22 protein-coding genes and 1 pseudogene are annotated in these 18,154 nt (G+C 63.3%); 8 read left to right on the top strand and 15 right to left on the bottom strand.

Going from position 1 to position 18,154, the window contains the following annotated elements:
• Positions 1-17: 17 nt before the first annotated feature.
• Positions 18-524 (top strand): hypothetical protein, encoded by a 507-nt coding sequence (locus ACMWLG_RS17650; protein ID WP_006378996.1) that lies wholly within the window; start codon positions 18-20, stop codon positions 522-524.
• A gap of 335 nt (positions 525-859) precedes the next feature.
• Here the strand turns inward: ACMWLG_RS17650 and ACMWLG_RS17645 are convergent, their stop codons facing one another.
• From ACMWLG_RS17645 to ACMWLG_RS17630, 4 genes and pseudogenes are all read right to left on the bottom strand, one after another.
• Positions 860-1,177, bottom strand: a complete 318-nt coding sequence (locus tag ACMWLG_RS17645; protein WP_000539741.1) for a DMT family transporter — start codon at positions 1,175-1,177, stop codon at positions 860-862.
• 58 nt (positions 1,178-1,235) lie between these two features.
• Complete coding sequence (locus ACMWLG_RS17640) at positions 1,236-1,499, bottom strand: EexN family lipoprotein (RefSeq protein ID WP_016487824.1); 264 nt, start codon at positions 1,497-1,499, stop codon at positions 1,236-1,238.
• A 32-nt stretch (positions 1,500-1,531) separates the two neighbouring features.
• Positions 1,532-2,437: a LysR family transcriptional regulator gene (locus tag ACMWLG_RS17635; protein ID WP_006378999.1), complete on the bottom strand. Its 906-nt coding sequence runs from the start codon at positions 2,435-2,437 to the stop codon at positions 1,532-1,534.
• Between the two features lie 89 nt (positions 2,438-2,526).
• Positions 2,527-3,877 (bottom strand): annotated as a pseudogene (locus ACMWLG_RS17630) (efflux transporter outer membrane subunit).
• A gap of 152 nt (positions 3,878-4,029) precedes the next feature.
• Between ACMWLG_RS17630 and ACMWLG_RS17625 the strand changes: the two are divergent.
• The 6 genes from ACMWLG_RS17625 to ACMWLG_RS17600 all read left to right on the top strand — a co-directional run bounded on the left by ACMWLG_RS17625 (position 4,030) and on the right by ACMWLG_RS17600 (position 8,845).
• Entirely contained in the window at positions 4,030-4,518 is a 489-nt protein-coding gene (locus tag ACMWLG_RS17625) for a TetR family transcriptional regulator (RefSeq protein WP_022652185.1), read from the top strand.
• A 15-nt stretch (positions 4,519-4,533) separates the two neighbouring features.
• On the top strand, positions 4,534-5,154 hold the full coding sequence (locus tag ACMWLG_RS17620) for a DUF3313 family protein (RefSeq protein WP_016487830.1): 621 nt from the start codon (positions 4,534-4,536) through the stop codon (positions 5,152-5,154).
• A complete protein-coding gene (locus ACMWLG_RS17615) occupies positions 5,151-6,308 on the top strand; it encodes an MlaE family ABC transporter permease (RefSeq protein ID WP_016487831.1) in 1,158 nt (385 codons plus the stop codon). The genes ACMWLG_RS17620 and ACMWLG_RS17615 overlap by 4 nt, the downstream gene beginning before the upstream one ends.
• Positions 6,305-7,126 (top strand): ABC transporter ATP-binding protein, encoded by an 822-nt coding sequence (locus ACMWLG_RS17610; RefSeq protein WP_016487832.1) that lies wholly within the window; start codon positions 6,305-6,307, stop codon positions 7,124-7,126. The genes ACMWLG_RS17615 and ACMWLG_RS17610 overlap by 4 nt, the downstream gene beginning before the upstream one ends.
• Before the next feature lie 91 nt (positions 7,127-7,217).
• Positions 7,218-8,147 (top strand): MlaD family protein, encoded by a 930-nt coding sequence (locus ACMWLG_RS17605; RefSeq protein ID WP_016487833.1) that lies wholly within the window; start codon positions 7,218-7,220, stop codon positions 8,145-8,147.
• Between the two features lie 92 nt (positions 8,148-8,239).
• Positions 8,240-8,845 carry an ABC-type transport auxiliary lipoprotein family protein gene (locus ACMWLG_RS17600; protein WP_223231737.1) on the top strand — a complete coding sequence of 202 codons (606 nt, stop codon included), beginning with the start codon at positions 8,240-8,242 and terminating at the stop codon, positions 8,843-8,845.
• 75 nt (positions 8,846-8,920) lie between these two features.
• On the opposite strand, the gene ACMWLG_RS17595 is transcribed toward ACMWLG_RS17600, so the two are convergent.
• The 9 genes from ACMWLG_RS17595 to ACMWLG_RS17555 form a co-directional block, all read right to left on the bottom strand.
• A complete protein-coding gene (locus ACMWLG_RS17595; protein WP_016487835.1) occupies positions 8,921-10,915 on the bottom strand; it encodes a relaxase/mobilization nuclease and DUF3363 domain-containing protein in 1,995 nt (664 codons plus the stop codon).
• Between the two features lie 433 nt (positions 10,916-11,348).
• Positions 11,349-11,936 carry a S26 family signal peptidase gene (locus ACMWLG_RS17590; RefSeq protein ID WP_414763011.1) on the bottom strand — a complete coding sequence of 196 codons (588 nt, stop codon included), beginning with the start codon at positions 11,934-11,936 and terminating at the stop codon, positions 11,349-11,351.
• Positions 11,933-12,490, bottom strand: coding sequence for a DUF2840 domain-containing protein (locus ACMWLG_RS17585; protein WP_006379346.1), 558 nt, complete (start codon positions 12,488-12,490; stop codon positions 11,933-11,935). Before ACMWLG_RS17585 ends, ACMWLG_RS17590 begins: the two co-directional genes overlap by 4 nt.
• On the bottom strand, positions 12,487-12,750 hold the full coding sequence (locus ACMWLG_RS17580; RefSeq protein WP_022652187.1) for a hypothetical protein: 264 nt from the start codon (positions 12,748-12,750) through the stop codon (positions 12,487-12,489). The genes ACMWLG_RS17585 and ACMWLG_RS17580 overlap by 4 nt, the downstream gene beginning before the upstream one ends.
• Positions 12,747-13,385 carry a ParA family partition ATPase gene (parA, locus tag ACMWLG_RS17575; RefSeq protein ID WP_003092312.1) on the bottom strand — a complete coding sequence of 213 codons (639 nt, stop codon included), beginning with the start codon at positions 13,383-13,385 and terminating at the stop codon, positions 12,747-12,749. The genes ACMWLG_RS17580 and parA overlap by 4 nt, the downstream gene beginning before the upstream one ends.
• A 241-nt stretch (positions 13,386-13,626) precedes the next feature.
• Positions 13,627-14,472, bottom strand: a complete 846-nt coding sequence (locus tag ACMWLG_RS17570) for a replication initiator protein A (RefSeq protein WP_022652188.1) — start codon at positions 14,470-14,472, stop codon at positions 13,627-13,629.
• A 26-nt stretch (positions 14,473-14,498) separates the two neighbouring features.
• Positions 14,499-14,783 carry a helix-turn-helix transcriptional regulator gene (locus ACMWLG_RS17565; protein ID WP_001247107.1) on the bottom strand — a complete coding sequence of 95 codons (285 nt, stop codon included), beginning with the start codon at positions 14,781-14,783 and terminating at the stop codon, positions 14,499-14,501.
• A gap of 111 nt (positions 14,784-14,894) precedes the next feature.
• A complete protein-coding gene (locus ACMWLG_RS17560) occupies positions 14,895-15,665 on the bottom strand; it encodes a DUF2285 domain-containing protein (RefSeq protein WP_006379424.1) in 771 nt (256 codons plus the stop codon).
• 342 nt (positions 15,666-16,007) lie between these two features.
• Positions 16,008-16,355 (bottom strand): DUF2958 domain-containing protein, encoded by a 348-nt coding sequence (locus ACMWLG_RS17555; RefSeq protein WP_016487838.1) that lies wholly within the window; start codon positions 16,353-16,355, stop codon positions 16,008-16,010.
• 287 nt (positions 16,356-16,642) lie between these two features.
• Between ACMWLG_RS17555 and ACMWLG_RS17550 the strand changes: the two genes are divergently transcribed.
• Positions 16,643-16,936, top strand: a complete 294-nt coding sequence (locus ACMWLG_RS17550) for a helix-turn-helix domain-containing protein (RefSeq protein ID WP_006379425.1) — start codon at positions 16,643-16,645, stop codon at positions 16,934-16,936.
• 132 nt (positions 16,937-17,068) lie between these two features.
• Here the strand turns inward: ACMWLG_RS17550 and ACMWLG_RS17545 are convergent, their stop codons facing one another.
• The gene (locus tag ACMWLG_RS17545) at positions 17,069-17,209 is read right to left on the bottom strand and encodes a hypothetical protein (protein WP_001641504.1); all 141 of its coding nucleotides are present in this window, start codon (positions 17,207-17,209) and stop codon (positions 17,069-17,071) included.
• 39 nt (positions 17,210-17,248) lie between these two features.
• Positions 17,249-17,563 carry a DUF736 domain-containing protein gene (locus ACMWLG_RS17540; RefSeq protein WP_001273857.1) on the bottom strand — a complete coding sequence of 105 codons (315 nt, stop codon included), beginning with the start codon at positions 17,561-17,563 and terminating at the stop codon, positions 17,249-17,251.
• Between the last annotated feature and the right edge of the window lie 591 nt (positions 17,564-18,154).

Below are 18,154 nucleotides of genomic sequence, written 5' to 3'. Positions count from 1 at the left end.
TCTGAACTGAGAAAACCATGATGGGAACTCCCCTCGAGATTCTGCTGGTTTTGACTTCGCAGGCAACGATGGGCGACGACCCGCGCCTGACCGGCGTGTGGTTCGAGGAACAGTCCACCCCGTACTACGCCTTGGTCGATGCAGGTGCCAATGTGGATATTGCGTCAATCGCCGGCGGCGAGATTCCGGTGGATCCTCATTCCATAGCGAGCGAAGGCATGAACCCGCCGAGCGTGGAATGCTTCCTCGATGACAAGGTGTCGATGGACAAGCTCGAAGGCTCGCTGAAGATCGACAGCATCGCCCCGGAAGGGGGTGCGGTGATGTTCCTGCCCGGCGGCCATGGCACCATGTGGGACTTACCCGGAGCGGGGCGCTCGTCAATCTGCTGTCGGGCGCTTGGGCTGACGGCAGGGTGGTCGCGGCGGCCTGCCACGGCCGAGCCGGACTGGTTAATGTCAAGGAAGCGAATGGCCAGCCGCTGGTTGCCGGCCGTCGCGTCAGCCCCTTTGCCAAACGCATGAGCCGCGAGACTGGGCTACCTGTGGCAGTGAGTTGGGGCATCGACGATCCGCGAATGGCCGAGCACGTGATCGCTGGCAGGTAGATGGGTTTGGTGATTCTTGGCCGCGCCATGCTAGCCAACCCACACTCTTTCTCCACCTTTGCAGGAGCTGAAGGTGGAGCACCCGGAATGGCTGCTCCACCGCCTTACGCGCACTGGCTCGAACTCTCCCGAGGCTGCGGCAAGCTCACCACATATAACGACTAGGAGGAGGTGACCGTGCGAGTTCCCAGAACCCGATCCAGTCTGTGTCGCAGGGTGTCCCAGTGACTACGCTATCAAAGGAGCTAGTACTCAACTCGATAACTTGAGCGTGATAACGCCCAGGATGATCAGCGCCACGCCAAGGTATCGCATCAGGGAGGTTGGGTCGCCATAGAAATGAATTCCGACTAAGAACGTTCCCGCCGCTCCGATACCCGTCCACACCGCATAAGCAGTCCCAATCGGTATCTGACGCTGAGCAAGCCATAGGAAGGCGCCGCTAATTGTCATGAAAGAGACGGCTACTGCGACCCCACTCCAACGCGATGTTGGCTCTTGCGCCATTTTCAGCCCGACCGGCCATCCGATTTCAAACAATCCAGCCAAAACAAGATAGATCCAGCCCATTGCAATTCTCCTTCAAGTTTTTCATATCCGGCATACATACTCCAGCGTGACCACCAGCTTAGAACTTCGGCGGCTCTTTAGGTGTGGTGTAGGGCACATCGCCATCTTCGTAAAAGCGCTTTCGCGTAGCCTCGGCAACCCGGTTACATAGTTGGTCGCCCAGCATAGGACGATCCAACTTGCATTGCTGGCGCAACTTTTTCAGCCGCTCAGGATTGAGCGCTAATTCATCGACCGTCGGAAGGTTGCCTTTATCTGGTTTCCCGGATGGGCTGCAGGCTGCCAGTGTCGAGGAAAGCAATATGAGAGCAATCTTCTTCATGGTTAAGTTTCCTTGGGAGATTGTGTGATGGTTTACCGCCGACTTTTGGCGTCTGGAGATTTGATCGAATGAACGCGTTCCATGAAGCGAGTCAGTATTTCTGACGGCTCGCTGGCCGGTCGTAGCAGATAGGTCGTGAGCATGGGCGAACCTCCAGTCAGCGGCCGTGCGACCACACCCTGTTCCCTGCTGGCAGTAATATGCGCACCTCCTGTGAGGCCTAGTGCAAGTCCCGCCGAAACCAGGACCATCATTAGATCGCTGGAAGTCACGCGTTCGGCAATTAGAGGCTCAATGTCCACGCGACGTAGCACCCGTTCAACTTGCCGAGCATGGCCCTCACACGCCACCGCGTCGCAGAGCACCAGCGGATACCGCAACAGCTCTTCCAGGGGAATCTGTTTGTGGGATAGCAAGGGGTGCCGTGCGGGCACAGCTACCATCAGAGGGTCACTCCACACCGGCACGGCGATGATGCCTTCGCCGACTTCATCCGATTGAGCGAAGCCGAGATCGTACAGTTCGCCACACAATCCCTTGATTTGCTGTGACAAAGGCACTTCGAAGAAGCGAACTTCCACTTCCGGCTCTTCCTGCCGGCAGAGCGCCAACAACGCAGGCAGGCGCGATGGCGTGATTCCATCAGACAATGCAATACGGAGCTGGCAATGAAAGCCATTGGCTGCGGCGTTCACACTGTCGCGCGCCTGCTGCAAAGCTGCGAAGACACGGGGTACGCTCTCAAAGAAGAGTCTGCCTGCACGAGTCAAGCGGGTGCTCCGAGTGGTTCTCGCAAATAGCGCTACGCCCAACTCCTCTTCAAGCTCTTTGATGGCGCGCGACAGCGGCGATGTCTCGATGTGGAGGCGCTCTGCGGCTCGGGCAAAGTGCAGTTCCTCTGCCACCGCTAGAAAGTAGCGCAGATGCCGAATTTCCATGTTCGCATTCCTCCTCACTTAGGCCTCACCACCTTCGCCTTGCGCCACGCTATCTAGCCTTCGCAAGCTGCTCCAGCAAGCTTCCCCGATCAAACAGGTGGGCCGGATAGTGCTTTTGCCAGCACACCCCATTGCACGGCTGTCTCGGCCCGCGTGCGGATCAGCGAAGCCTGCGCTGACATCACCCCCGCCTCAGCCTCGGCCACCACCGTGGCGTCCACTTGTCCCGCCTCAAACAGACGGCGGCTGCGATCGAGCTGACGCTCCGCGACTGCGACCCCCTCGGTCTGATGCTCCAGTGCGGCGTGCTGCGTATGCCAACCGAGGTATGCGTTCTCTACGTCCTGCAATGCACTCAACAAAGTGCGCTCGAACTCCGCGCGCGCAGCTCGGCTGCGCCTCTCCGGTCTCGATGCCGGCACGGATCGCGCCACCATCGAAGATCGGCAACGAAACCCCGGCCCCAAGTGAAAAAATGTTGCCGGTAATGCGCGTCCCCGCACTCTCAACGCGCTGCCGTCCGCCGCTCAGGTCCAACACCAGCTTAGGGAAGCGTTCGCCTTCGGCTGCGTTCCAGCGCGCGGTTTCGGCTGCGAACTTCGCTTCGGCGGCGCGCACGTCGGGCCGCTCACTCAGCAGGTCCGCAGGTATGCGTGTCGGTGTCCAATTGGGGGCGGCGAGTGAAGCAAGAGTCGGAGAAGCTGCAGACGCTCCGGGCGTTTGTCCCGCTAGTACATCAAGTGCATGCGTCGCCTCGCCGCGCGCACGCCGAAGTTGCTCTTGCTCCACACGCAGTGCGACGACGCCGGAGCGGGTTCGCTCGATGTCGAAGCCGGTAGCTTGTCCGGCCTCGAACTTCCGTTGTGTCAGCAAGACGAGTCGCTCGGCGGATGCCAGCCGCGCCGTGGCGAGCGCTTCGAGTTCACTGGCTTGGCGCTGCTGCACAGCCGCCGACACTGTTTCAAACGCGACCTGCCAACGCGTGGCAACCCACGCTTGTTCGGCTGCCACCGCATCCAGGCGCGCACCTTCTGCTGCCTGCGAAAGCCGCCCCGACAGGTCTGCCTCCCACGATGCAGACAACGTGGCGCGGCCATCATTGCCGATCGCAACGTTCTCTGAATAGTCGCGTCCTCGAGTTGCCTGCGTGCCCGCGGACAACGAGGGGAGCAGGGAGGCCCGTGCTCGCCGCGTGGCGGCCGAGGCCTCGTCGACGCGCGCGCGCGCAATCGACAGTTCGGTGTTGCGCTCCAGCGCCGCCCGGACTAGGACATTGAGCTGTGGATCGCCGTAGGCCGTCCACCAGTCGACGGGAAGAGTACGGCGGGATGATTTGTCCAGGATGCCTTCACCTCCCTCTTCATTTGAGAAATGGGCCGGTACATCCAGGCGAGGCGGATCGGCAGAGTGCGGAGCATGGCTGCAAGCCGCAAGAAGCATTAGCGGCGAAATCATGGCCATGAGGCGATAGCGTTCAAGAATTTGAGACATGGCAGGTCCTTGCATTCCGAAAAAGTCTTGACGGACTGTTTTACGCCTTCTACTATACCGTCTGGACTGTATATGACTCAAGCTTTTTTTGGAGCACGACCATGCCGCCTCGCGCGAAAACAAAGTTGCCCCCCCCGTCCACCGCCCATAGCAGCACCGATGCGCAGCCCGTTCTCCAGCAAGGAGCCCAGCTAACTCGCGAGCGCATCCTGCAGGCCGCTCGCGAACTGGTGCTGGAGGAAGGCGCCAGTCGTCTGACGCTGGACGCCGTCGTCGTGCGGGCCGGGTTGAGCAAAGGGGCGTTTCTCTATCATTTCAAGACCAAACGCGATTTGTTCGTGACACTGATCGACGAGATGATCCGGGCGTTCGACGCGGTACAAGCCAATCACGAGCGCAGGTTTGCCGGAGATTTGTGGCTCGCGCTCAAGCGGATTCCGATCAGCGCGGCCTCTGCAGCCTGGGCAGGAATCGGGCTACTTGGAAACTTGGGTATCGGCGCCCTCTTGCTAGGCGATCTCGCATCAGTGACGCGCTGGTCTGGCACCGCCCTCATCGCAGCAGGCATTGCCTGTCTTAGTTTCGTTTGATCAAGGAGACCCATTATGAAGAGCAAAACTGCATTGATCCGCGGCGGCATTTTTTTTTGCGTAGCAGCCGCGCTCTCTGGATGCGCGACCAACAGCATGACGCGCTCCGGATTTCTCGGCGACTACGAGAAGTTATCGCCGACACGATACGAGAACGTACTGATGTACCGCGCAGCGGGATTCGAGCCCAAGCGTTATGCCGCTGTCGTGGTGGAAGATGCGCAGATCAAGACCGCCTCGGGTCGCATCGATGGGCTCGATGACGCGCAGCAGCGTGAAGTGCTAGACCATGTGACGAGCGAACTGAAACGCCAGGAAGGCAAAAGTCCCGCCACCCCAGGTGGCACGGGACAGGTTCGGGTGCGTGTAGCGGTCACCGAACTGCAGACACCGAATCGGGCAGTCAATGCAATGACGACCCTGCTGGTTGGACCCGTGACGACGGGCGGTGCCAGCCTAGAGTTCGAAGCAGTCGATGTAAGTACGGGACGACGCGTTGCTGCCGCCAGTTGCTTCGAGCGCGGCAACGTCATTAAAGAGTTCGCCGGTTCGTACACATTGCTGGGTCATGCCAAAGCGGCGATCACGAACTGCATCGAGCGCATCGACAGCGCTTGGCGGGACACGCAGCCATGAGCAACGCTTCACAGGCTTGGCTCCGGCAGGATGCCATGGTCGGCGGTGATCACAAATGGCTGGCGGGTGGCGACTGGACGATAGAGCACTACGCCAGTCTGGCAAAATCCGTGTCCGCCGCCCGCATCAGCCATGCCGAGGGGTACGCCACTCCCTTGCTCGACTGGACGCAAGTCCAGAGACTGGACACCGCCGGCGCGGCTCTGCTGGTGGAAATTCTCGGGCCAGACTCGATACTCGACCGGCCGGAGGCAGCTCCAAATCTGTCCCCGGATCGCCTCGCCCTAATGAAAGCGCTTGCCGCCGCTGCTACCGCTCAGCAGAAGACGGACAAAGCAGCGGTGAGCGGGAATCCTCTGCTCCGCGGTCTGGGACGCATAGGCCTGACCGTGGAACAGGGCTGTCGTGCGTGTCTTGGTCTGGCCGGGTTCGTGGGTCAGATCATCGAAACATGGAGCCGTACCGTTCGTCACCCGCGTCGCTGGCGCACGACCTCGGTGATCGCTCAAATCCAGCGGTCAGCGGTGGACGCCATTCCCATCGTGGCGCTACTGAGCTTCATGGTAGGAATGGTGGTGGCGTTCCTGGGCGCAACGGTGCTGGCCAACTTCGGTGCGAGCATCTTCTCGGTGCATCTGGTCGCCTTCTCGTTCATGCGCGAGTTCGGAGTGCTGCTCCCGGCCATATTGATTGCAGGCCGTACCGCAAGCGCGTATACCGCCCAAATCGGTTCGATGAAGGCAAATGAAGAGATCGATGCGCTTCGCTCCAACGCGCTCGACCCCATCGAGTTGCTGGTGCTGCCACGCGTGCTGGCGCTTCTTGTGTCCTTGCCACTGCTCACATTAGTAGGCATCTTGGCTGGCATTGTGGGCGGCGCCACTGTATGCGCACTGAGCTTGGAGATTCCTCCTGCACAGTTCCTTGCCATCGTGCAGGAAAAAATCGAGGTGCGCCATTTTCTTGTCGGAATGAGCAAGTCCCCGCTCTTCGCGGTGATGATCGCCGCTATCGGCTGCCATGAAGGGTTCAAGGTCGCCGGTAGCGCTGAGTCGGTAGGCGACCACACGACTTCTAGTGTTGTGCAATCAATCTTCATGGTGATCCTGATCGATGCCATCGCTGCACTGTTCTTCATGGAGATGGGCTGGTGAGCGCGGTGAAGGAAGACACCGACAACGGTGTGCGACACGCTATTGAAGTGCGCGGCCTAGACAACAGGTTTGGAACCCAGCAGGTCCATCAGGACCTGGACCTGGACGTGCGACGCGGGGAAATCCTTGGCGTGGTGGGAGGATCAGGCACCGGGAAATCCGTGCTCTTGCGTAGCATCGTCGGGCTGCAGAAGCCGCATTCGGGCGTGGTCCGTATCGGGGGGCGCGACCTACTGCGAGCCCAATGGCTTGCACGCGCGCGTATGGAGCGAAGGTTCGGCATTCTGTTCCAGAAGGGCGCGTTGTATTCATCGCTGACCGTCTTGGAGAACGTCGCTCTTCCTTTAATCGAGCATGTCGGTCTGGCGCGGCCTCTTGCCGAGCGTTTGGCAAGAAGCAAGCTGGGCTTGGTGGGGTTGCCTGCCGGAGCGGGAGACAAATATCCGGCCTCGTTGTCCGGAGGCATGGTGAAACGAGCAGCACTGGCGAGAGCCTTGGCGCTTGATGCGAACATCCTGTTTCTTGACGAACCCACCGCAGGACTGGATCCAATCGGGGCTGCATCTTTCGACCAATTGATTCTGACCCTGCGCAATGCACTGGGTCTCACGGTGTTTCTGGTAACCCACGACCTCGATACGCTGTACACCATATGCGACCGTGTCGCGGTCCTGGCGAACCAGAAGGTACTCATCAACGACGGCATCGAGGCAGTCGAGCGATTCAAGCACCCGTGGATACAGGAATACTTTCACGGCCCCCGTGGCCGTGCGGCCGCACAGGCCACTGGTGCTTCCAGCCAAGAGACGCAGCCATGAAACCCTTCCGCATCTGCATCATTCTTCCGTCGCGCACGCATTGGGCTGGGCGCACGCAATATTTACACTCTGAAAACGAGGTGGTCTGATCATGGAGCCACGTGCCCATCATGTATTCATTGGTCTGTTCGTCGTGCTGCTCGGTGCGATTGGTATCGGCTTCGCGCTCTGGCTCAGCGACACACGTTCCGACCACGATTACCAGTATTACCGGATCATGTTCGATGAGCCAGTGACCGGGCTTACGCCCGGCAGCCAGGTTCAGTACAGCGGAATCACGATTGGCGAAGTCGTTGCACTTTCTCTTTCGCCGCCTGACCCAAGGCGGGCGATAGCGCGCGTGCGTATCAATGCCACCATCCCGGTCCGGCAGGATACCCGCGCTGAATTGGTCATCACGGGAATTACCGGCAACGCGGTGATCGAGTTGAGCGACGGTGGGCCAAACGTGCCATTGCTGGATCGGAAAGAGGACGAGGAACCGTTGATCCTCGCGCCACGTTCGGCGATGGCATCCCTGGTCTCCGGCGAGGGTAACAGCATGACGACACTCAACGGCATCTTGCTGCGCACGCAGGAGTTACTGTCGAAGGAGAATTTGGCTCTTGTGCACCGCAGTCTAGTGAATCTCGAACAGACTACGGGCGCGGTCGCTGACCAGAGGGCCGAGATCGCGACGTTAATCAGCAATCTGACCGAAGCAAGCAGAGAATCGACAGCTGCCGTGCGCCAAGCAAATAGCACTCTTCGCGATGCCAACCTGCTACTAAATAACGATGGTAAGCAAATCATGGTGAACACGCGTGATGCAACGGCATCCCTCGAACGCGCCGCTTTCAGGGTTGAGACGCTACTGCAAAACAATCAGGAATCGCTGAACCAAGGCATGGCCGCCACAGGCCCTGCCATGCACGAACTCCAGCAGGCGCTGGCCAATCTAAACACCGTGCTGCGCCGACTGGATCGCAATCCGGCGCAATACCTGCTCGGTGGAGAGAACATTGAGGAAACCAAGCCGTGAACACTTCCGCCAGGATGATTCCCGTCGCTGCCGCGACTATGACGCTAGTACTCGGCTTGTCCGCGTGCAGTGTGCTTCCCAAAACAGCTCCAATGGTCACCTACAAACTGCCCGACTATCACATCGCCCAGGCGGAGAGTACGCCACGCGCCGTTCCTGGACCTGGGGCGCTGCGCGTCTACGCCCCTGAGAGTAGTCGCGTCCTGGATTCGGAGCGGCTTTTCATTGCGCAGCCCGATGGTCGCTTGTCGGCTTGGCAAGGAGTGCGTTGGGCCGACCCCGCACCGGTGCTGCTACGCGACCGAATCGTCGAAGCCTTCATGCGCGATGGGCGGTCGACTTCGGTGATTACCGATAGCACGCCAATGAGCGCCGATATGGAGTTGCGCAGTACGCTACGGGCGTTCCAGCTCGAATACCGCGGCACTGAAGCGATCGCCGCGGTTCGGGTTCGGCTCGATGTGCAACTGGTCGATCCGGCCAAACGGACTGCTATTGCCAGTAGACGCTTCGAAGCAATCCAAGCTACAGGCAGCAAGCGAGAGGCAGATGTGGTGAGCGCGTTCGGTGTCGCGACGGACGTGTTGGCCGGGCAGATCGTTGAATGGGCAGTTCAGGTCGGGGCAGCGCGTTTGCGAGTTGCACCGGAATCGGCAAGCAACCATGCACCCACAGCGTCGGCGATAAGCACAGACTAGTCGCCTTAACGGAGCACAGAAGCTAGGGCCAGAACGCTGCTCGACACCTTAACTCGGTACGACAGCCTACGGCCCCTATCCAATCCCAGGACCTCGTTGCCGTCCAACCTCCCATGACACACCGCCGCCGCGTACAGTCGCGGCGATCTGCTGCCCCAGTCGTGGCTCGATTATCGGCCGCCAAGGCACCAGACTGAACCCCATGCCGTCATCGAGCAGCGCATAGCGACCGCTGGCGAGAATGACCGAGCGCCGGTAGATGCCGGCTACGCGCTGCCCGTCTGTGACGTGCCGATGCTCCAACCCACTATCGGCGGCAATGTGCTGGGCGGCCTGCGCCAGCTCCCGATTGCGCAGCGTTTCCAGCAGATTCCGGGAGAGAATCACCCGCTGCCCACGCCGCTGGGCCAGCCCCTGTTCTTCGAGGAAGTCGGCGCGCTGCTGCAAGGCTTGCTTGGCATCGCCACCAAAGCCCAGGTCGCCCAATCCCCGGCCGCCGCCGATCAGTTGCTGGTCGAGCCAGGTGGCGCCGATCACGCGGGCCTGCCGCTCGATCGGCAGGTGAGATTTCAGGTCCACGGCCACGCCGCCCAGTCGCTGCGCATCGTACTGGCGCCCACGCTCGGATAGGTCGTCCGGCACTTTCCATAGCCCTTCCGCCACGCGCTCCACGATGCCGGCCCGGCGCAGGGCTTCCAGCCGTCGGACGTGGGCCGCGACGACTTCCTGCGGGTCGCGGCCGGGCTTGGCTCGGCCTTGCTCGATCGCCAGGTGATGATCGGTACGGTACAGGCCATCGCTCGCCAGTGCGGCGATGTTCTTGTCCGCCGCCCGTACCTCGGCGGAACCACGCACCTCCACCACCGCGCCGGTGGGGTAGCTCGCCAGTTCGTCGCGGGCGTTCAAAGCGACGTAGTGGGCCTTGCCGTCCACGCCGTCGATGACCAGATAGCCGCGGTCGTGCAGCTCGTCGGCCAGCCCCTTGGCGGCCACGCGGCCGACGAGGGTACGGCCGTCGTCGGCCGGCTCGAATACCGCCAGCTCGCGCGGCTGGCCGCTCATGGCGCGCTGCATGGTGCGGATGATGTCGCCACGCTCGCCCAGGGCACGCAGGGTCTTCTCAGCGTCGGCATGGATGGCCCAGGTGCTGGGCTGCACCTCGTCGGCCAGGCCGAGCCGCTGCAAGCGTTGCAGCCGGCCGATCAGTAGCAGGCGCTGGCGTTGCAACGTCGGTTCGTTGAAGCGTTCGATCCGCACCCGGTCATCCTCGCCGACCTCGCGCTGCAACGTGCGGTCGAGGCTCGTCCACCGCTCTTGCTTCACCTCGCGCTGCCAGGTCTGCTGGATCTCCAGTTCGGTGCGCGGCCCCAGCCATTCCGTCGCCAGCTCGGCGGCGCGATGGCGGAAGCCGTGGGCGATGTAGTCGCCCGCGATGACGAGGTCTCTGCCGGTATCGTCGCGTCCGCGCACGATCAGGTGCGTGTGCGGGTTGTCGGTGTTCCAGTGATCGACCGCCACCCAATCCAGCCGCGTTCCCAGGTCGGCCTCCATGCGGTTCATCAGGTGCCGGGTGTAGGTGCGCAGGTCGTCCAGCTCGGCTCCGTCTTCCGGGGAAACAATGAAACGGAAATGGTGTCGGTCGTCCTGGCAGCGTTCCTTGAAGGCATCGAGGTCGGCATGGTCGGTCTGCGGCCCGTAGGCACGGCCCGGCTCGCCGTCCCGGCCGGCACCGTCGCGCTCGATGTAGCGCAGGTGCTTGGCGAGCGACTGCGGGCTGGCGTTGCGCTGGTTGACCAGCAGCGTCTTGACGGTCACGCGCCGTGACATGGGTGTCAGCTTTGCACCTGCGAAGCGCGCTGCCGTATGGCCGCGCCCAAGCCGTGAGCCGGGCCGCTGGCCCGCGTGCTGGCCGCTCCCGCCAGCGACAGGACGGCGCACCGCCGACTTGCCGCCGCTGGCTTTGCCAGCCCGCTTGAGCACCTTGGAAACGAAGCTCTGGCCCTGGCCTTTGCCTCGGTTCTTCGGCGCGCCAGGGCGCACCCGGAAATCGTCGTCGCGGCGGTCGGTCATGGCAGCGCCCCTGGCAAGCTCCGGCGTCTCCGGGCGGGCGAAGCACGCGGACATGCCTGCATTGGCGCGGGCCTCGCGCCCCACGCGGCACGGCGGCAAAGCCGCTCCCATGTGCAGACAGGCCTTCGACGCGGCCCGGTGCCGCGTCCTTTTGTCTTGCCTTCCGCCTTTGCCCCTCGCTCCCGCTCCGGGCATCGGCGGCCCGGCGGCGCTGCTGCACCAGCAGCCAGCCCGCCGGCGAACACGCCAATGGCCGCAGGCCAGGCGCGTTCGAGGCAAGACGCCTGCACGTTGGACGGCTGCGCCGAAGGCAGCGCGAAGTGCGGTGCGAATGCACCCGCACTGCACGTGCGATGACAAGGCGACGAACAGTAGAACGACATGCCCGATGGCACGATGAGAGGCGCGGCAAAGTGCAGCGAATCGGCGGCCATCATGGACGTGTCTCCAGCCAGATCGGATGCGCAACGCCGATCGCGGTGGATGCACTGACCGGCCCGAAATAGCGGCTGTCGAACGACGCTGGGTTGGTCACGCTCAAGAGGAACAGTTCGCCCGGTTCGAGACGGCGGCAAAGCTGCAAGGATGGCAGCGGTCGGCCCTGCCGGTCGGCAGGCAGGGCGGCGGCCACCGGCACGCCGTCGATGCGAACCTGGCCGGCGACGATGCAGACGTGTTGTGGCGCGACTGCGCCCACACGTTTGAGCAGCGGAAAGCGGGTCGGTAGGTAACTGCGCTGCGCAGCCAGCATGGCGGCCCTGTCGGGCAGCGGCACCAGCACGATGCTGTCCACGGACAGCGGACGTGGCCGCGAGGCGGTGCGCGGGTCGAACGGTTCGATGCGATACCAACCGACCGCCACGCTGTCGGACGGGTTGTAGGCCATTCGCGGCAGGGGCTGCACGAACGCAGCCCAGGCCAGCGCAGCGAGGCCGACGGTGGCGAAGCCTGCCAGCACGAGGCGAGTGCGCAGGCGCGAGCGAGGATGCGGCACGGGGCCGGTCGTGGAAATCGTGGTCATGGCAATGCCCTCCCTGCCAGCCAGGCGGCGTGCCGTTCTGTGGTGTATGTGGGTAACGCCGAGCGCGCTGCGAGCCGGTTCGCGAGCGTGCGCCAGTACGCGGGCGATGTGTCTGCGGCTGCGATGCCCAGCGCCTCGATGTCGTCGATGCGTTCCAGCACGGCGCGAACGTTGGCATCGCCTTCGGCGTGCAACAGCAGACGCGCGCCCGGCTGCACGCCGGGGATGCGTTGCACGGCGTCCAGCGGCGTGGCGGTCTGCATCACCATGAGCTGCCAGCGGATCGTGCCGTAGTCGTTGGCCTGCCAACGGATGCGGCACAGAACCGCGTTCGGCAGGAACACGGCGCAGCGCCGCCAGCGGTCGAGCTGGAGCGTGCGCGCCGGTTCGCCGAAGCGCAGGTAGAGCTTGAAGCGGGGTTCGATGTAGGTCAGCGCCACGCGCGTCAGCGGCACGTTGCCGGCCTGGCCGGCGAGTGTCGAAGGCGCCGGCGGCGGTGCAGCCGTGGGCGCACTTGCTTTGGGGGTGTGGGCGGTCGAAGCGGATGCGTTCACGGCGTGCCCTCCGGGGGAAACTCCCGCTCCAGCAGGCTGCGCAGCAGTTCGGCTACGGTCACGCCTCGCGTGAAGGCCGACACCTTGATGCGCGCCCGCATGGCGGGCGTGATGTCAAGCGTCAGTCGAGCGGTGTAGAGGTCGCCTTTCTGCAAGGCATCTGCGTCGCCCTGGCGAATCCACGCTTCGGCGTGCGGATTCGCTGGGGGACGTACACCGATGCCGACGCGCTTGCTGCGTGGTGATGGCTTTCCAGTCATGTCGGCCACCGCAGCAGTTCGTCGGTGAGCGCGGCGATCTCGCGGGCAGCGGCGCTGTCGGGCGCGGTTTCGCGGGCGAGCCGGCCAGCGGCTACGCTGTCGGCAAAGACGATGCGCTGGTGGATCTCCGAGCGCAGCGCGGGCAGCGGCTGTTCGGCCAGCGATTGCCGTGCCTCCCTGCCGATGATGGTGGTGCTGACGCGCCGGTTGATGACGAAGGCCGCGCGTAGCGCTGGCCGGAACACCTGTGCTTCGCGGATCAGTGCGACCATCTCGGCAGAAGCCCATACGTCGTAGGGGCTGGGCTGCACGGGGATCAGCACGCGCTCGGCCGCCAGCAGCGCGGAGCGCGCGAGGGCGGCGATGCGCGGCGGGCCGTCGATGATGATGTGATCGGCCCGCCTGGCGAGTTCTGGCGCTTCCTGATGCAGCGTTTCGCGGGCAAGGCCCACGGCGCTGAACAGACGGGGCAGGCCCTGCTGGCTACGCCGCTGCGTCCAGTCGAGCGATGACCCCTGCGGGTCGGCATCCAGCAGGATGACATGCAGGCCGCGCATCGCCAGTTCGCCGGCGATGTGCGTGGCGAGCGTGGTCTTGCCGACGCCGCCTTTCTGGTTGAGAAACGCGAAGATCATGGCGCGGCCCTCCGAGCTGGAAAGCCGGCCTGGGCGTGCCATTTCGTGGTTGTCCACCGAAACGGCGCGCTTCTACTAAAAGTTATGTATTTCTTGTTAGGTAAGTTAGAGGGAACGCAAACCCGCGCCGTTGTTGGCTTTCCGGCGTTTTCGTACTCCTGATAGCACGAGGGTCGTACTCCTGATAGCACGATACCCGGTACTCCTGATAGCACGAGGCCGTCCACAGGTTCTCCCGCAGTTATCCCCGTGCCGCGTGCGGCACGGGCCGGAAGGTCAGCAGCTCGGTGTTGTCGTCCGGCATCCGCTCGATGCCGAGGACGTAGCCGGGCAACGACTGCCGCGCCACCAGGGCGCGCACGTCGTAGGCGAAGTCCGAGAAGCGGGCCGCGCTGCCGGATTTGCGGTACAGGTGTCGGAAGTCGAATTGCCAGCCGTGCTCCTGCCGCCCGCCATGCTTGCGCACCAGGCGGTACAGCCAGCGTTCGATACCGCCTTTCAAGCGGAAATAGGCCGGGTCGATGGTCAGCACCAGGGCGGCGTCGAGCACGCCGGCATAGAACCAGTCCGGCAAGATCAGCTCGATGCCCAGCGGGGTGCCGCTGGCGTCGGCGAGTTCCTTCCACTCGTTGATCCACGAGAAGCGATGCAAGCGCCTTCCCGTGGTTTCGCGGATGGACGTGGCCACCGTGGTCGATTGCAGCCGGTCGAGGGCGGCCTTCAGGCGCTGGTAGTCGTTGAGGGACGTGCCGCGCCCGATGAAGCGCAAAATCTCGTAAGGCGTGGCGCGTATCCAGCGCGACGGGCGCAGGCCCGCGTCGCGCGCCTCCACGATCTGCGAGGCGGCCCATATCAGCACGTCGGCATCCCATATCGTTGCGATGCCGTGCTCCTGCGTGCCTTCCACGCGAATGGTGACGTTCCCGCTGCGGAAGTCGATCGGCGCCGTGCGCCGCGACTTGGCAAGCGAGAAGAACGGAAAGGCCATCAAGTCCTGGGAATCGCGTGGCGCCATGTCGCCCGGCAGCGCTCGGAACAGATCGAGCTGTTCGCGCTGCGGCAAGGCTTGCCCTGGCGGGCTGGACATGGCGAAGGCCACCCACGCGCCGACGATCAGCGGCCATCACGGTAGTCGCCCGCGTGGCGCTCGGCGTATTCGGGATCGGACGTGGCCTCGTAGCTGCGCTGGTCGGCCCAGGCATCGAGGTCGGACACCGCGTACATGACGCGGCGGCCGAACTTGCGGAACTTGGGGCCGCCGCCGATCACCCGCTGCTTCTCCAGCGTGCGCGGCGACAGCCGCAGGTAGTCGGCGGCTTCGTCGTTTGTCAGGTAGCGTTGAGGCTGCGAGGTCGCAGTGACGGCAGCGGCGGCAGGCCGCGAGGGAGCAGGTCGCATGGGATGTACCTCCATCAAGCCCGGCCACACCACGCGGCCGGATAGAGGCACTCTCAAGAAAGCAAGGCTTCTTGCTAAGGGACGATTCGCACGGGTCGAGAAACGTCCCCCCTAATGCGACGGGAACATTGGAAGCTGCGCTAGTCGGCGGTAGCCGCCGTGCATCAGCTCATCGCCGCGGCGTACCAGCCGCCGCACGCGGGCACGCAATGCACTGTCTTTGTGCCAGTCGGCCGCGACGGCATCCGCGCCGAACAGACCTTCGGCCACTTCGCGCAAAGAGGCTCCCGCGAGGGTCGCGTCGAGCGCTTGCAAGGTATGCAGTTCCAGCAGCGCGGCGGGCGTGGGGCGAGAGCGGGCTGTTGCCACAGGCGCGGCCACGGTTGCGGCAGATAGCGCATCCAGCTTCGCAGCGAGCGTGCGGTAGCGCGCACAGGGCGTGGCGCAGGCGCGTGTGGCGTAGAGATAGGCCGAGCCATCTTCTAGGTCGGGTGCGAGTGCGAGCCGAACGCAGCAGCCTGGCCAATGCGATACAAGCACCAGGCGCTTGCCGTCGTGGGTCAGTTGCTTGCGCCCAGGAATGCGCCAGAACTCGAAGGTATGCGCATCGGGTGGTGGGTCGGCGTCGGGGTATAGCTGCACCACGCCGTCGTGATCGGGGAACCAAGCAGGATGTGCATCGCGCGCATCCAGGCCGGGATCTTCCAGCAGGCGCAGGCCCCAGGCCTGCGCCGCATCTGGCTTGCGACGCCGGCGTAGCCAGTCGCGCCGGTAGCTTGCATTCCTGCGCAAATACTCCCAAGCCAGCGCTGGGCCATCGAGGTGCAGCGTGTAGAGATACGCGGCCGTGGGATACCAGTGTTGGCTGCTGCGGTCAGTCATGGCGAAACCTCCCTGTTTCTGGGAACGTCGCCACAATTCCGCTGTGCGGGAGCTATCGAATCGCCATCAAGTGGTCATCAAACTCGGGTTACGCTTTAACTGCTGGTGTCAAGACAGATTCGCTCCAGTGCATTGCCGAAATCGTCTAAATGCGACGACTGCACCGCCCGGAAATGGGGTGCAGCATTGAACACCGTGCCGAATCTCGCGCCTGGCATCATGACTGTTTTGGTCAGGAGCGCACCACCCTGGTGCAAGCATGCGGATCAAGACTTGCCAGGTCTTGGCTAAGACCGAAATAGTCACAATGCGATACTTTTTGCCTGGTCGCGCTGGAATGCGTCAATCGGTGATCGAACCGTTTTCCTGAGCCAGTCGAACGTATTCCGACAGCGGCCGCGTCGGCTGGAAGTACCGATCTCGTATCACGGGCTGCTTGAGCGGCCCGACGATGGACGCCAGATCGGACAGCTTCACCGTCGCCAGGGCAGGCATCCCGATCCCGAGGTCGATCAGGCCGTAGGCCGTATCGCCATCGGTCGGATCGAGCGCGGCCAATAGCCAGGTCGCATGTGCGTCCGGTGTGAACAGGCGCACCACGGGCAGCGGGTCACATTCCTGGCCTGCGGCGCGGGTGAGGCCGTGGGCCAGTAGGTGCACCCGGTCTTCCTCGGTGACAAGCGTGGTCAAGGCCGCGCCCCTTCCACGAACACACGCAATCGCCGAGGCGCATCTGTGCCTGCGGACGGATGCACGTATGCGCAAGCGCACGAAGCCGCAAAAGCGGAGAGGCACGAAGGCGTATTGGTGGAAGTCAGGAAAGACACGGACGCGGTTCCCTGGGTCTGAGGAAATCCGCAGATGCGGATCTCCGTAAAAGCACGGAAAAGGAAAACATCACCACCAAATGAACACTATAGATTGTAGTCCTATAGGGCGCAATGGGCTGTCATCTTGGTTTTTTGGGGAAACCATAGGTGGCAGCGAAGAACTCATTGGCAGCGGCGATTCGGACGGTAAGGAAGGCGCGTGGTTTGAGCCAGGAAGCGTTCTCCAACGTGTCCAGTCGCACCTACATGAGCACGCTGGAGCGCGACCTGAAAAGCCCAACCATCCAGAAGCTGGCCGATCTGTGCGAGGTCATGGAAGTGCATCCGCTCACGCTGCTCACATTGGCTTATGCCGGTGACAGCACCCGCGAAGCTGATGAATTGCTGGCACAGGTGCGCCAGGAACTCAGGGCGATATTGGAAGAGCCCGACACGCCGTAGCGCGTTGGCGTGTGGTACTGAATTGCAGCAAGCGGAGCGCGCAGCGCCGCAGGCGCGAAGGCGTGAGGGATTGAAGCCGGATGGCCGTGACGGCTTGCCGGCACGGGGCGAAGCCCGAAAGCCCGGCGGCGCTTACAGCGCCGACACGCCACACACCGCTCGTTGACACGGATTGCGAGCCACAAGGCACGCATGCAGGCCCGCGGTGACGGGCGTATCCAGCACGCGGCAGCAGCAGAAATCCTGCGCGTGCGGTGCTGCGATCAGCAGCATCGCGCCCCGCCGCAGTGGGCGGGACGCGGTAAGCGGCTGTCAGGCCGCCTTCGGCTTGTTGCGCGACCAGATCAGGTCGTGCGTGCCGTCCTCGTTCTCGATCAGGCGGGCATAGACCGTCGCCGGGAACGAAGGGTCGTCGATGGATACGGACAGGTATTCCCGCCCGGCCTCGCTGGTCTTCTTCCACGCTGCGCCGACTTCGTGGCCAGCCGCTTGCAGGTGGAAGTCGGGGGCGTTCTCGGTGTCGCCCTTGTCGTTGGGAACCAGCTTGACCTTGACGTTGAGCGTCAGGGTGCGAAGCGTGCCGGTGAAGCCGTCTTTCTCTGCGGTGAAGGTGCCGATGTTAGCCATGATGTTTCTCCTTTCGGGTTGAACAAGGTCGCGCCAGTGCGTCCTTGTTGTGATCCGGCCGGCGGGGGATGGGCTGGTCGCACCGCGCAGCGGTCGCAACAACGTGGAGAACCTGGAAGCGAAAAGAATTTGTCCCGCGAGGAATGCGCGCAGCGCAGGGGAAATTGTTTTCGCTGCAAGGTTGCGGCCATGAAGCCCAAGGCGCAGCCGCGCCACCGCCAGGATTCACAACAAGACAAGGACGCACAGGCCGCCCGCTCCCGAATGGAGACGTGGCCAACTCGGCATCCCCGCGTGACGGCTGCACCGGCTTGCGCCCTGACGCGGGCCAGGTCAATGCCCCGACGACAAGGCCAGAGCGCCCCTGCCGCAGCTCACGGCCACATACTGAGGCGTGGTGTGGAAGCTCCATAGAAGCGAGGCTGGGCGGCGTGTCGGTGAACCGTCTTTCGTGACGTACAGACAACGAACCGCCAGCGTCGGGGACGGCACGCTTTCGTGCAACCTGCCGCAGCAAGCCGGGGCGTAGCCACACCAGCCCCGCCCATTGCGGCGGGGCTCGGTCGAATCGTTGGCGGCGCGATGCGCCGC

It is taken from the genome of Enterobacter sp. 01-M-02-SI-ECC (genome assembly GCF_047530595.1).
Lineage (GTDB): Bacteria > Pseudomonadota > Gammaproteobacteria > Enterobacterales > Enterobacteriaceae > Enterobacter > Enterobacter cloacae_M.
This window is presented reverse-complemented; position numbering and strand designations above follow the sequence as displayed.

Excerpts from the sequence above, each read along its gene's own strand:
- ACMWLG_RS17620 (WP_016487830.1), top strand. The coding sequence starts at position 4,534 with ATGAAGAGCAAAACTGCATTGATCCGCGGCGGCATTTTTTTTTGCGTA.
- ACMWLG_RS17650 (WP_006378996.1), top strand. The coding sequence starts at position 18 with ATGATGGGAACTCCCCTCGAGATTCTGCTGGTTTTGACTTCGCAGGCA.
- ACMWLG_RS17645 (WP_000539741.1), bottom strand. The coding sequence starts at position 1,177 with ATGGGCTGGATCTATCTTGTTTTGGCTGGATTGTTTGAAATCGGATGG.
- ACMWLG_RS17605 (WP_016487833.1), top strand. The coding sequence starts at position 7,218 with ATGGAGCCACGTGCCCATCATGTATTCATTGGTCTGTTCGTCGTGCTG.
- ACMWLG_RS17560 (WP_006379424.1), bottom strand. The coding sequence starts at position 15,665 with ATGACTGACCGCAGCAGCCAACACTGGTATCCCACGGCCGCGTATCTC.
- ACMWLG_RS17570 (WP_022652188.1), bottom strand. The coding sequence starts at position 14,472 with ATGTCCAGCCCGCCAGGGCAAGCCTTGCCGCAGCGCGAACAGCTCGAT.
- ACMWLG_RS17600 (WP_223231737.1), top strand. The coding sequence starts at position 8,240 with ATGGTCACCTACAAACTGCCCGACTATCACATCGCCCAGGCGGAGAGT.
- ACMWLG_RS17590 (WP_414763011.1), bottom strand. The coding sequence starts at position 11,936 with ATGACCACGATTTCCACGACCGGCCCCGTGCCGCATCCTCGCTCGCGC.
- ACMWLG_RS17565 (WP_001247107.1), bottom strand. The coding sequence starts at position 14,783 with ATGCGACCTGCTCCCTCGCGGCCTGCCGCCGCTGCCGTCACTGCGACC.
- ACMWLG_RS17545 (WP_001641504.1), bottom strand. The coding sequence starts at position 17,209 with ATGCTGCTGATCGCAGCACCGCACGCGCAGGATTTCTGCTGCTGCCGC.
- ACMWLG_RS17615 (WP_016487831.1), top strand. The coding sequence starts at position 5,151 with ATGAGCAACGCTTCACAGGCTTGGCTCCGGCAGGATGCCATGGTCGGC.
- ACMWLG_RS17540 (WP_001273857.1), bottom strand. The coding sequence starts at position 17,563 with ATGGCTAACATCGGCACCTTCACCGCAGAGAAAGACGGCTTCACCGGC.
- ACMWLG_RS17625 (WP_022652185.1), top strand. The coding sequence starts at position 4,030 with ATGCCGCCTCGCGCGAAAACAAAGTTGCCCCCCCCGTCCACCGCCCAT.
- ACMWLG_RS17635 (WP_006378999.1), bottom strand. The coding sequence starts at position 2,437 with ATGGAAATTCGGCATCTGCGCTACTTTCTAGCGGTGGCAGAGGAACTG.
- ACMWLG_RS17580 (WP_022652187.1), bottom strand. The coding sequence starts at position 12,750 with ATGACTGGAAAGCCATCACCACGCAGCAAGCGCGTCGGCATCGGTGTA.
- ACMWLG_RS17640 (WP_016487824.1), bottom strand. The coding sequence starts at position 1,499 with ATGAAGAAGATTGCTCTCATATTGCTTTCCTCGACACTGGCAGCCTGC.
- ACMWLG_RS17595 (WP_016487835.1), bottom strand. The coding sequence starts at position 10,915 with ATGACCGACCGCCGCGACGACGATTTCCGGGTGCGCCCTGGCGCGCCG.
- parA (WP_003092312.1), bottom strand. The coding sequence starts at position 13,385 with ATGATCTTCGCGTTTCTCAACCAGAAAGGCGGCGTCGGCAAGACCACG.